Origin of the sequence: Clostridium sp. BJN0013 (assembly GCF_040939125.1) — a bacterium.
Taxonomy (GTDB): domain Bacteria; phylum Bacillota; class Clostridia; order Clostridiales; family Clostridiaceae; genus Clostridium_B.
Window position 1 is genome coordinate 2,389,869 of sequence record NZ_CP162495.1, and the last position, 13,017, is coordinate 2,402,885.

Genomic DNA, 13,017 nt, shown 5'->3' on the forward strand with positions numbered 1-13,017 from the left:
TATTATTCTATTCCTTTTGTGATGTACCAGAGCCACCGCCATTATTGGAACCTCCGCTGTTATTTGAGCCATCTCCGTTATTTGAGCCATCTCCATTGTTTGAGCCTCCACCGTTATTTGAGTCATCTCCATTGTTTGAGCTTTCTCCATTATTTGAGTCACTGCCGCTGCTTGAACCACTGCCACTACTTGAACCTCCTCCATTATTTGAAATTTCACCTTCAGTTTTTGGTTCAGTATACTTATAGTAGTTCAAGGTAACCGTAGTACCCTCTTTAACTTGCTGTGATGCACCTATACTTTGGCTAGTTACAATTCCATCTTGAGATTTATCCGAAGTATCTATAGGATTTCTTGCAACTTTAAGTCCTGCATTTGCCATTATAGAAGCTGCATCTTCTATACTTTTTCCATAAACATTAGGTACTGTTACATATTTAACTTCTGGTCCCTTGCTTATTACAAGATTCACTTTTGTATTATTTTCTGCTTTTGAATCCGCTTCAGGATTCTGACTTATAACTTGATTCCATGCCACTGTATTACTATATCTAGAAGATATAGTTCCTACACTAAATCCGCTGTTTGTTATGATATCTTTTGCTGTATCTAGATCTAAACCAACTACACTTGGAACCACCTGAGTAGCAGGTCCCTCACTTACAATCACCCTTACCTCTGAGTTTACTTTTACTTTTGTTCCCGGTTTAGGAAAACATTGAATTACTGTACCTTGTGGTTTATCACTTTTTTCAGTTGCACTTACCACAAAGCTTAATTTCTTACTCTGTACAAGTTTTTTGGCTTCATCCTGCTTCATACCTACTATACTTGGCACTGCAACTTCACTTGAACTGCTAGATATCTTATTATAAAAATATCCTGAAACTCCACCTATAACTATTACAAGCATAAATAAAGCTATTATAAGTATAATTTTCTTTTTCTTGGGATCCAATGCTATCTTATTTTTAAATCTATCTATTGCTCCTTCTTCATAATCATAGTAATCATCCTCATTTTTATACTCATCATTTACGTCCACAGGATCCATTATACGGGTCATATCTTTATTAAAATCATCATTTAATAAATTTAATTTTTGATTATTTTCTATCTTCTGCAAATCCAAAAGCATATCTTCCATAGTCTGATATCTTCTTATAGGTTCTTTCTCTACAGCCTTTAAAATCAATTTATTTAAACTTTCAGGTATATTGTCATTTAACTGATTAGGTGGAACTACAGGTTCCTGTATATGTTTTAACGCTATAGATACTGGACTTTCTGCATCATAGGGTACCCGACCTGTAACCATTTCGTACATAACTATGCCAAGAGAATATATATCTGTTCTAAAATCCAAAAAACTTCCTTTTGCCTGCTCAGGAGAAAAATAATGTGCAGAGCCCATTATTTTATTTGAATTAGTTATTGTAACAGAATTTGAAGCCTTTGCGATTCCAAAATCAGTTACTTTTACTATTCCATCTTCTGTTACAAGAATATTATGTGGTTTTATATCTCTATGTATAATATTGTTTTTATGAGCACATTTTAAAGCTTTAGTTATTTGAATAGCTATTTCTACAGCTCTATCTGGAAGTATCTTTCCTTCTTCTCTTATTATCTGCTTTAAAGTTCTTCCTGTAACACATTCCATAACAATATAGTTTATATCCCCCTGAGAGCCTACATCATATATATTTACTATATTATTATCTGAAAGACTGGCAGCTGCTGTAGCTTCTCTTTTAAATTTTTCCACAAATTCTCCATCACTTGAAAACTGCTCTTTAAGAATTTTCACTGCTACATTTCTATTGAGAAGATTGTCTTTAGCTTTATATACAACAGCCATACCTCCTTCTCCTATTTTTTTCAATAGCTCATATCTATTTCCCAGCACAGTCCCTATCATCTTTACACTCTCCTTCAAATACAATAACTGATATATTATCTCTCCCGCCCCTAAGGTTACTTAGCTCTATTAGCTGTCTACAGCTATTTTCATTATCATTTTTTACTATTATATCATACATCTCATTCATGCTTACCCCGTTGGATAATCCATCAGTACATAGTATTACTTTTCTTACCTCTTGAAGATTTACCTTAAAAATATCTACTTCTACAGATATATTAGTTCCAATAGCCCTTGTTATTATATTTTTATTGGGATGTATAGCTGCTTCTTCTTCAGTTATACTACCCTCATCTACCAGCTGTTGTACAAGGGAGTGATCTTTAGTTATTTTTGTAATTCCACTATAACTTATTGTATAACATCCACTATCACCTACATTAGCCACTACCATTTCACCACTTTTAACTAAACAAGCTGTGATAGTTGTCCCCATTCCACCAAATTTTTTATTAGTCCTAGACAGCTTATAAATTTTGTCATTTGCTAGATTTATGGCATTTAGCAAATCACCTTTCATATCTATTTCCTCTTTAGACTTTATATAAGAGATAGTTGTTTCTACCGCAATTTTACTTGCTACTTCTCCTGCATTATGACCTCCCATCCCATCTGCTATTACATATATCCCCAAACCTTCACTTTTATAGAAATCTGCAAAGTCTTCGTTTAATTTTCTTACTCTACCTACGTCTGACAAGAGCCCCACCATTTTCTACACCCTTTCTATAACTTTTTGATTCTAAATATCTTCTCCTTAATTGTCCGCAAGCGGCATCTATGTCTGAACCCATTTCTCTTCTTATAGTAGTTTCTATTTTATTTTCAACTAGCTTGCTGTAAAATTTCTTTATATTATTTTGAGAAGACTTTTTAAAATCATTTTCTTTAATTTCATTTACAGGTATTAAGTTAACATGACATAACAGCCCTCTTAATAATCGAATCAAACTTTCTGCAAATTCTAAACTGTCATTTACACCTTTAACTAGAGCATATTCAAAAGAAACTCTTCTCCCTGTTTTATTTATATAATATTTACAGGCATCTACTATTTCTTCTATAGAATATTTATTCGCAATAGGCATTATATCTCTTCTATTCAAATCATCTGGAGAATGAAGGGATATAGCTAGTGTTATCTGTAAATTCTCATCCGCTAACTGTATTATCTTAGGTACTATACCACAGGTGGAAAGAGTTATATGCCTCTGTCCTATATTTAAACTGTATTTGGAATTTACCATATTTAAAAATTTTAAAACATTATCATAGTTATCCAATGGCTCTCCACTACCCATTAGAACTATATTGGAAATTCTTTCATTTATTTCAATCTGAGATTTTAAAATTTGTGCTAACATTTCTCCACTGGTTAAATTTCTTACCATTCCATTTACTGTAGATGCACAAAATTTGCATCCCATCCTGCAGCCTACTTGAGTAGAAACACATATTGAATTTCCATGTTTATACTTCATAACTACCGTTTCTATAATATTTTTATCCTGAAACTTATATAAAAATTTAAAAGTATCTTGCGATTTTGATTTTTGTTTTTCTATTAATTCCGGTATACCCATATAAAAATTTTTTTTTAATTTTCCTATAACATCTTTAGAAATATTGGTCATATAATTAAAGTCATATTGATTTTTTTTATATATCCAATCCATTATTTGTGACGCTCTAAATTTACTCTCAGCATTGTTTTTCATCCAATTCTCTAATTCTTCTATATTAAAATCAAGAATATTATACATATATTGCACCTACCTCTGCTTTATAAATCTTGCAATAAAAAATCCATCCATATGGTTATCAGGCAATATAGTCATATATCCTTCCTTATGATAAATTATATTATGAAAATTTCCACAATATAATTTATCCAATTTATACCAGGGGTTTTTGGAAATAAACCAATTCATATTTTCCTCATTTTCCTTCTTATTTAAGGTACAGGTAGAATACACAAGCTTCCCACCTATTTTCACATATTCTGCAGCATTTAAAATAATCTTTCTCTGTATTTCTATTAGACTTTTCAATGAATCTTCTTTTTTATTCCACTTAATTTCAGGCTTTTTCCTTATTATTCCAAGTCCTGAACAGGGAACATCAATAAGAACTCTATCCGCTGTATCTTTAAGTTTTTCTAAATACTTTGTAGCATCTAGCTTTTTGCAAGTTATATTTTTAATACCTAGTCTTTCTGCATTATGCTTAACAAGTGATAACTTGCTTTCATATAGATCATAGCAATATACATTTCCTGTATTTTTCATTAATTCTCCTATATGACAGGACTTTCCTCCCGGGGCACTGCACAAATCTAAAACTGTCATATTTTCTTTAACATCCATAAAATAAGATACAAGCATTGAACTTTCATCCTGTACTGTAATATATCCTTTTTTAAAAAGAGGATTTAATTCTATATTACTACCTTTATTTATTATGAGGGCTTCCTTATATACATTTCCCCTTTTTACATCATATCCATTAATACTCAATTCATTCCATGCATGCTTGTAATCAGTCTTTAAAGTATTTATCCTTACTGTAACTTTTGGGACAACATTTAGTGAACTCATTATATTTTTTGTTGAATCCTCTCCATACTGATTAATAAAAAGTTTAGTCATCCATCTGGGAAAAGAATATTGAAAACATATTTTATCTACCTTATCCCCTGTATTTCCACAAGATAAATTACTCTTATTTCTCAAATAATTTCTAAGTACTCCATTTACCAATTTAGAAAGCTTAAAAGAAATGCTTTTGGAAAATTCTACAGCTTCATTTACCACTGCAAACTCAGGAATTTTATCCAGATATCTTAACTGATATATGGAAATTCTAAGCATATTTAATATATCTTTATTCATTTTCTCTAAATTGCTTTTTATAAAGTTCTTTAATATACAGTCAATAGTATATTTATACTTTAAAGTACCATATACCAACTCTGTGACTAAAGCCCTATCCTTTTTATTTAAATCAATTTTATTTAAATACTTATTTAAAACTATACTGGAATATGCATTATCACAGAGTACTTTTTTAACAATTTCCACAGCCATACTTCTAGTACTATTCATATTTTACCTCTATTTTAAAATATATATTTATTCCACAATAGACAAATTCCATAAAAATTTTAAAATGTCCTTATTAATTTCTATCTCTGCTTATATATATAAGTCTAAGTAAATTAGCCACAGCAGTTAATACTGCAGCTACATATGTCATAGCAGCAGCCCTTAAAACTGATCTTGCTCCTTCTAACTCCTGAGAATAAAGTATAGCCTTTCCTTCCAATATCTTTAGTGCTCTACTAGAAGCATTTAATTCTACTGGAAGAGTTACTATCTGAAACAAAACAACTAAAGTAAATAAAAATATTCCTATGGTAACAAGACTTCTAATTCCTAAAATAAATCCTGCTATAAGCAATATCCAGGAAGCATTAGAACCAAAATTAACTGCCGGTACAATGGAGTTTCTAATAACAAGAGGTAAATATCTATTTTTATGTTGAATGGCATGACCGGTTTCATGAGCTGCCACACCTATTGATGCTACAGAATTTCCATGATATACTTCCTGGGATAATCTCATAACTCGCTTTCCCGGATCGTAGTGATCACTTAGTTTTCCCGGTATCAATTCCACAGGCACATCATAAAGACCACTGCTGTCTAATAACATTCTAGCTACTTGTGAGCCTGTATATCCATTAAGACTTTTATATTTTGAATATTTGTTAAAAGTAGAGGATACCCTGTATTGAGCCCATGCTGCTACTAAAAGTGCAGGTATTAATATAATAAAACTGCTATCCCAATAAAGCATAGTTTACACCTCCCATGAACTATTTTTCTAGCATAATATCTTTTTCTATAGAATGACCTTTTATATATTCCTTAACTTCCATAGGTTTTCCACCTGGAAATTGTATTTTTTTTATTAACACAATTCCCTCTCCACAGGCCACTTTAATTCCTTCTTTACAAACATCTAATATATATCCAGCTTCTTTTTTTGAGGTTTCATCTAATATATCTACCTCATATATTTTCATATTTTTTTGTTTATATGGAGTATATGCAATAGGCCATGGATTTAAACCTCTTACAAAACATTTTATTTTTTTACTGCTCAAATTCCAATTTATTTTTGCCATATCTTTGCTCAGCATTTTTGCATATGCTGTAGAAGACTCTCCTTGCTTTTTTCTCTTAACTGTGCCTTCTTTTAATCCTTTTAATGTGTCTACTAGAAGGTCTGCTCCATCTTCCATCAGTATATCGTGAAGCTCTCCTGCAGTCATATTTTCTCCAATTTGAAAAGTACTACTCAGGAGAATATCTCCTGTATCCAATCCTGTATCCATAAACATAGTAGTATTCCCACTTTTTTCTTCTCCTTCTATAATACACCAGTTTATAGGTGCTGCCCCTCTATATTTAGGTAAAAGGGATGCATGTAAATTAATACATCCTATTTTAGGTATATCTAATATTTCCTTTGTAAGTAGTTGTCCATAGGCAATCACAACTATAAATTCTGGTTTTATTTTTTTTAAAGTATCTATTACCTCTCTATCATCTTTCAATTTTATAGGCTGATACACTGGTATATTATATTTTAGAGCCTCTTCTTTAACTGGAGAAAAGGCCATTTTCCTGCCTCTGCCTTTTGGTCTATCCGGTTGTGTAACTACAGCCCTAACCTGAAATTCTTCTACTAATCTCTTCAAAGAGGGTACTGAAAAATCAGGAGTGCCCATGAAAACTATATCCATATACTGATTTCCTCCCTACTTTTTTATCATTTTATCTACAAACAGTATTCCATCTAAATGATCTATCTCATGACAAAATGCCCTAGCTAGCAAATCTTCTCCTTCTATTATTACTTCTTCTCCTTTTTCATTTAAAGCTTTTACTTTTACTTTTTTGGGCCTTTTTACCTCTCCCTGGATTTCTGGTATGCTCAAGCATCCTTCCACATCCACATAACTTCCTTCAGAATATATAATTTCAGGGTTTATAAGTTTAAATATACCCTCACCTATATCTACTACTACAGCTCTTTTCAAAACCCCTACCTGTGGTGCTGCAAGCCCCACTCCACACTCTTTGTATAAAGTTTCTTCCATATCATCAAGTAGTGTAAGTATCCTATCATTTATAACATCTATTTTTCTGCTTTTTTTTCTAAGAAGCTCATCTCCATATTTTATAATATTTCTCAAAGCCATATATCTTTACCGCACAAAAATCTTTACAAAACTTTAAAAATATTCTGCGGTTTATTCAACTCCTTTCTTTTATGAATTTTTACTATATTTAATAAACCTACCCTCATAACATATTGTTTGGATTTATATCTATACTGACTCTTATATCATTATAAACATGTTTCAACAAATGATAAACTGTTTTTCTAACATTTGTTGCATCATCTCTTCCTATTTGTCCTTTTAATATTATCTGCCATCTATAAAATTCTTTTATCTTTGATATCTGGCAGGGACAAGGACCTAGTAGTGTAATTTTATCATTCTTTTCCCACATATTTTTTAAAAATATACCAACATTTTGTATATTTTTTATTAATAAATTTTCATTTTTACTACTCATATTTATAAGAAGCAAATCTACAAAAGGTGGATATTTCATATTTTTTCTTATGTTGATTTCTTCTTTGTAAAAACTCTTATAATCATTACTAGCTGCATATTTTATGCTATAATTTTCAGGATTGTAAGTTTGAACAATTACTTTCCCCAACTTTTCTCCTCTTCCAGCTCTTCCCGAAACTTGAGTTATAAGCTCATAAGTCCTCTCTGCTGCTCTAAAGTCTGGTAGATTAATAGACACATCCGCTGCTATAACACCCACAAGAGTCACATCTTTAAAGTCCAAACCCTTCGCTACCATTTGAGTACCTATTAATATATCTGCTTCTTTATTTTTAAACTTGTTGTAAATATCCTCATAAGAATTTTTACTTCTAGTGGTATCAAAATCCATTCTAAGTATACTGGCTTCTGGAAACAATTTTTTTATTTCCTGTTCTACTTTTTCCGTTCCCAGTCCAAAATACTTTACATATCTACTAAAACATTTAGGACACATTTTGGGTATATCACTTACACTTCCACAATAGTGGCACATAAGCTTTTTTTTATCATAATGATAGGTAAAGGATATATCACAATTATTACATTTAAAAACATAGCCACATTTTCTGCAGGATACAAAGGTAGAATATCCTCTTCTATTTAAAAATAATATTATCTGTTCTTTTTTTATCAGTCTATCACAAATAGCTTCATATAGAGCTCTGCTGAACATAGATCTATTATTATTTAAAAGTTCCCCTCTCATGTCTACAATTTCTACTTCAGGCATTTTTATTCCATTTACTCTATTTTCTATAGTTATAAGTTCAATTTCTCCTATTTTGCATCTATAATAAGTTTCTATGGAAGGGGTAGCTGAGCCTAATATCATTTTACATCCATATTGACTACATTTCATTTCTCCTATTTCTCTAACATTATATTTAGGATTGCTGTCTGATTTATAGCTTCCTTCATGTTCCTCATCTATTATTATAAAGCCTAAATTTTCAAAAGGGAGAAAAATTGCAGATCTTGCACCTATAGCAACCTTCACCTTTCCCTGTTTTACTCTTACCCATTCATCATACCTTTCCCCTTCTGAAAGCTTGCTGTGGACCACACTAATATCTTTTCCAAATCTACCTTTAAATCTTTCAACCATTTGAGGAGTAAGCACAATTTCAGGAACCAATACCAAAGATTCCTTATTTTCTTCCAAAGCTTTTTCCACTATATGCATGTAAATTTCAGTTTTTCCACTTCCTGTAACTCCATGAATTAAGAATAGCTTTTTATTGGAATTTATTATTTTATCTACTGCACTTTGCTGTTCTTTATTTAGTCTTTTTTTTGAATAGTTTGCATATTGAACTGTATTATATCTATTTATAATTTTTTCATCTGATAGAAGAAAACCATGTTTTATCATAGTACTTAGTGAAGACTTAGATATATTATAATTTTTACTTATAAAATTTTTAGTATATAGTCCATTATTATTTTTTATTAATTCATAAATACTTTTATAAGGCTCTTTATTAAATTTTTTTTCTAGTTCCTTCCCTACAAAAATTAAATTTTCCCTCTTATTCTTTACACCTTTAAATATCCCTGGTGGTATAAATACCTTTATACACTCCAGATAAGTACATAAATATTTTTCCCTCATATTTTCTATAAGTTCTAAATCCTTTTTAGTGAAAAGGGGAAAATCATCACAAATATCAATAATATCTTTAACTTCTATTTGTTCTTGCTCTTTACCATAAAGCCTAACTATAAATCCATCTAATCTCTTATTTCCCCGGCCAAAAGGAACTTTTACTCTAAAACCTATTTCTACTCTATCCCTTAATTTTTCTGGTATTTTATAGGTAAAAATTTTATCTAATTTTATAAAATTGTTATTTACAATCACACCTGCATATATATACACTTAACCACCCTTTTATCCTGTAATTCTCAGTTTGGATAAATAAACATCAAATAAGAGAGGTATGTTAAATCCCAATCCCTCTCAAACAATAAGTTCTATATTTTAAAATACCTAAAAAATTAAATTACCTGGACATTATTATATCAAATATTTTTCTGGCAACTTGCCTTTTATTCATTTTATTTAAATTTACTTTGTCTCCATTACTAAATAATATAGTTACTCTATTATCATCTGAAGAAAATCCAATATCAGAACCTGTTATATCATTTGCAATTATATAATCTAAATTTTTAGCTTTTAATTTCTTCTCTGCATTTTGAATCAAATCATTGCTTTCAGCTGCAAATCCTACTAAAATCTGTTTATCTTTCAACTGACCTAATTTTTTCAATATATCTATATCCTTTACTAGAGGCAATAAGAGTTCATTTTCATTCTTTTTTATCTTTTTATCTGAATAAGTTTTAGGTTTATAATCACACACAGCAGCAGCTTTTACTATTATGTGCTGTTTATCAAAATCCTTAAGCACTGCATTTAACATTTCTTCATTTGTATTTACATCTATAAAGTTAACTCCAAAAGGAACTTTTATATTCGTAGGTCCTGAAATAAGAGTTACTTCTGCACCTCTATCTCTGGCTTCCTCTGCTATGGCATATCCCATTTTTCCAGAAGATCTATTAGTTATATATCTTACAGGATCTAAATCTTCTCTTGTAGGACCTGCAGTTACCACAACCTTTTTTCCTTTCAGATCTTTTATATCATAGAGCATACTTTCAATTACTTGTACTATAGAATCTGTATTTTCAAGTTTACCTGTCCCTATATCACCGCAGGCAAGCTTTCCTGTAGAAGGTTTTATAAACTTATATCCTAATTTCATAAGTTTATTTATATTGTCCTGTACAATAGGGTTATTATACATATTAGTATTCATTGCAGGGGCAAAAACTACAGGAGCCTTAGTAGCCATAATAGTTGTCGTTAAAAGATCATCTGCTATACCATTTGAAACCTTGCCTATTATATTTGCAGTAGCTGGAATTATTGCTATCAAATCCGCTTCTTTAGCAAGAGATATATGCTGAATATCCCAAGCTTCAGGTTCTTGAAACATATCAACATTTACCAAGTTCCGACTCAAGGTTTGAAAACTGAGAGGAGTTACAAACTTTGTAGCAGCTTCTGTCATTACTACTTTTACTTGAAAATCTTTTTTCTTCAATTTACTAATAACATCTAGAGATTTATATACTGCTATTCCACCTGTTACACCTATAACTATGCTTTTTTTCTTACTTACCATCACTTAATACCTTCTTTTACAGTTTCATAAGTAATAGCTCTTTCACTTATTTCTTTAATAGCTATGGTTACAGGTTTAGTTGAGTCTATATCTACTAAAGCCTCAGAGCCTTCAATTAGCTGCCTTGCCCTTTTAGCAGTCATGGTAACTAAAGTATATCTATTCTCTACTTTTTTCAATAAATCCACAATAGATGGATTTATCATCGAGTTGTTCATAAGTAATGCCCTCCTTGGAACTTAATATTTCATCTTTAATTCTATCTACTCTGCACCTTTCAGCAGTAATTATGTTTTCTATCTTTTTAACTGCACATTCTATAGTATCGTTTATAACTGCATAATTGTATTTTGATACATAATTGATTTCCTTATAAGCTGATTTAAATCTAGTCATAAGAGACTCTGGGGTTTCACTGCCTCTTTTTATAATTCTATTTTTAAGTTCTTCCATTGAAGGTGGAAGTATAAATATAAATACTCCTTTAGGATAAGCTTCCTTTACTTTTAAGGCTCCTTGAATATCTATTTCAAGAACCACATCTTTCCCTTCATCTATAGCCTTTAAAACTTCAGATTTAGGAGTTCCATAATAATTTCCATATACTTTTGCATATTCTAAAAAATCTTTCTTCTTTACTTTAGCTTTAAAAGTTTCTTCAGTAAAAAAATGATAGTTCACCCCATCTACTTCCCCCTTTCTTGGGGATCTTGTAGTAGCTGAAACTGACATCCAAAGCTTATTTTTGCTGATCAATTCCCTGCATATTGTCCCCTTACCGGTTCCAGAAGGTCCTGATATAACAATTAAAAGCCCTTTTTTCATTGTACTTCAACCTCACTAATCTCATCCTCTTCACCTTTAGTGGACAATCTATGAGCTACTGTTTCAGGCTGAACTGCTGAAAGTATTACATGATCGCTATCTGTTATTATAACAGCTCTTGTTCTTCTGCCATAAGTAGCATCTATAAGCATTCCTCTATCTCGTGCTTCTTGAATTATTCTCTTTATAGGTGCAGATTCAGGACTAACTATAGCTATTAATCTATTGGCTGAGACAATATTCCCAAAGCCTATATTTATCAACTTTATACCCATATATTTCCTCCTAGTTCATTCCACATTTTGTATTTGTTCTCTTATTTTTTCTATTTCGTTTTTTATGTCTAATATGTTTCTAGTTATATTCAAATTTGTAGATTTTGAAGCAATAGTATTTGCTTCTCTATTCATTTCCTGTAATATAAAATCAAGTTTCCTTCCTACAGGTTCATCTGCAGCTAAAGTTTTCTGAAATTGAACCATATGGCTGTTTAATCTTACAATTTCTTCATCAACACTGGATTTATCTGCAAATAAGGCCACTTCCATTGCAACTCTATTTTCATCCACCGGATATTCTTCTAATAAATTCTTTAACCTTTGGGAAAGTTTATTTCTATAATCTTTTACCACTTCCTGAGAATTATTTTCTACTTCAAGCAGTAAATTTCCAATGTAATTACATTTTTGACATAAATCTTTTTTAAGCTTTTCTCCCTCTTTCTCTCTCATATCTACAAGCATGGAAAGCGCATCATTTAAAGCATGTGATAAATACTTCCAAGTATGCTCCATATCTTCTTCTTCTTTTTTTAGTGTTATTACTTCAGGAAATTTAGCCACAAGGCTTAGGGGTATATTTTCTTTTATGTCATATTTTTCCTTAATCCTATTAAAACATTCTATATAGCTATCCACTAAACCTTCATCTAATACAGCCTTTATACCATAACTATTATAACTCCTTTGAGTTACAATTATATCCACCTTACCCCTATTTATTCTTTGTAATATAACTTTTCTCATTTTATCTTCTAAAAGCATAAGACTTTTAGGCATCTTAATATTTAAATCACAGTATCTGTGATTTACACTTTTCATTTCTACCGTAAAACTTTGATTTTCATCTTCTAAAGTACCTCTTCCAAATCCAGTCATACTTTTCATTATAATTTCATCCTTCCACATGTATAGCCTTATAAATCCATATTAATTATACATAAATACTAATAATAATTTCAAGGTAATTCACAGTAGAAGATTTAAAAATGCCTAAATTCATATATAAATGAGATAAATTTAAAACTTTAAGACGATTATAACACAAAATACTCATAATAAAAGGATAAATTAAAAATTTATTTCTATTTTCAATAATGA

At 30.7% G+C, this 13,017-nt stretch carries 13 protein-coding genes; all 13 read right to left on the reverse strand.

Annotation, left to right across the window (positions count from 1 at the left end; translation table 11 throughout):
- Positions 1–7: 7 nt before the first annotated feature.
- The 13 genes from pknB to AB3K27_RS12225 all read right to left on the reverse strand — a co-directional run bounded on the left by pknB (position 8) and on the right by AB3K27_RS12225 (position 12,807).
- On the reverse strand, positions 8–1,921 hold the full coding sequence (gene pknB, locus AB3K27_RS12165) for a Stk1 family PASTA domain-containing Ser/Thr kinase (protein WP_368487695.1): 1,914 nt from the start codon (positions 1,919–1,921) through the stop codon (positions 8–10).
- Complete coding sequence (locus AB3K27_RS12170) at positions 1,896–2,636, reverse strand: Stp1/IreP family PP2C-type Ser/Thr phosphatase (RefSeq protein WP_368487696.1); 741 nt, start codon at positions 2,634–2,636, stop codon at positions 1,896–1,898. The genes pknB and AB3K27_RS12170 overlap by 26 nt, the downstream gene beginning before the upstream one ends.
- On the reverse strand, positions 2,608–3,687 hold the full coding sequence (gene rlmN / locus AB3K27_RS12175; protein ID WP_368487697.1) for a 23S rRNA (adenine(2503)-C(2))-methyltransferase RlmN: 1,080 nt from the start codon (positions 3,685–3,687) through the stop codon (positions 2,608–2,610). The genes AB3K27_RS12170 and rlmN overlap by 29 nt, the downstream gene beginning before the upstream one ends.
- Positions 3,688–3,696: 9 nt before the next feature.
- A complete protein-coding gene (rsmB, locus tag AB3K27_RS12180) occupies positions 3,697–5,028 on the reverse strand; it encodes a 16S rRNA (cytosine(967)-C(5))-methyltransferase RsmB (RefSeq protein WP_368487698.1) in 1,332 nt (443 codons plus the stop codon).
- 73 nt (positions 5,029–5,101) lie between these two features.
- The gene (locus AB3K27_RS12185; protein WP_368487699.1) at positions 5,102–5,782 is read right to left on the reverse strand and encodes a zinc metallopeptidase; all 681 of its coding nucleotides are present in this window, start codon (positions 5,780–5,782) and stop codon (positions 5,102–5,104) included.
- A 19-nt stretch (positions 5,783–5,801) separates the two neighbouring features.
- A complete protein-coding gene (gene fmt / locus AB3K27_RS12190; RefSeq protein WP_368487700.1) occupies positions 5,802–6,734 on the reverse strand; it encodes a methionyl-tRNA formyltransferase in 933 nt (310 codons plus the stop codon).
- Between the two features lie 15 nt (positions 6,735–6,749).
- Complete coding sequence (gene def / locus AB3K27_RS12195) at positions 6,750–7,193, reverse strand: peptide deformylase (protein WP_368487701.1); 444 nt, start codon at positions 7,191–7,193, stop codon at positions 6,750–6,752.
- 103 nt (positions 7,194–7,296) lie between these two features.
- The gene (gene priA / locus AB3K27_RS12200; RefSeq protein WP_368487702.1) at positions 7,297–9,498 is read right to left on the reverse strand and encodes a primosomal protein N'; all 2,202 of its coding nucleotides are present in this window, start codon (positions 9,496–9,498) and stop codon (positions 7,297–7,299) included.
- A 124-nt stretch (positions 9,499–9,622) separates the two neighbouring features.
- Positions 9,623–10,813 (reverse strand): bifunctional phosphopantothenoylcysteine decarboxylase/phosphopantothenate--cysteine ligase CoaBC, encoded by a 1,191-nt coding sequence (coaBC, locus tag AB3K27_RS12205; RefSeq protein WP_368487703.1) that lies wholly within the window; start codon positions 10,811–10,813, stop codon positions 9,623–9,625.
- Positions 10,813–11,031, reverse strand: a complete 219-nt coding sequence (gene rpoZ, locus AB3K27_RS12210; protein ID WP_368487704.1) for a DNA-directed RNA polymerase subunit omega — start codon at positions 11,029–11,031, stop codon at positions 10,813–10,815. Before rpoZ ends, coaBC begins: the two co-directional genes overlap by 1 nt.
- Complete coding sequence (gene gmk, locus AB3K27_RS12215; protein ID WP_368487706.1) at positions 10,973–11,638, reverse strand: guanylate kinase; 666 nt, start codon at positions 11,636–11,638, stop codon at positions 10,973–10,975. The genes rpoZ and gmk overlap by 59 nt, the downstream gene beginning before the upstream one ends.
- Positions 11,635–11,913 (reverse strand): extracellular matrix/biofilm regulator RemA, encoded by a 279-nt coding sequence (remA, locus tag AB3K27_RS12220; RefSeq protein WP_368487707.1) that lies wholly within the window; start codon positions 11,911–11,913, stop codon positions 11,635–11,637. The genes gmk and remA overlap by 4 nt, the downstream gene beginning before the upstream one ends.
- A 15-nt stretch (positions 11,914–11,928) precedes the next feature.
- Positions 11,929–12,807 (reverse strand): YicC/YloC family endoribonuclease, encoded by an 879-nt coding sequence (locus tag AB3K27_RS12225; RefSeq protein ID WP_368491228.1) that lies wholly within the window; start codon positions 12,805–12,807, stop codon positions 11,929–11,931.
- Positions 12,808–13,017 lie beyond the last annotated feature (210 nt).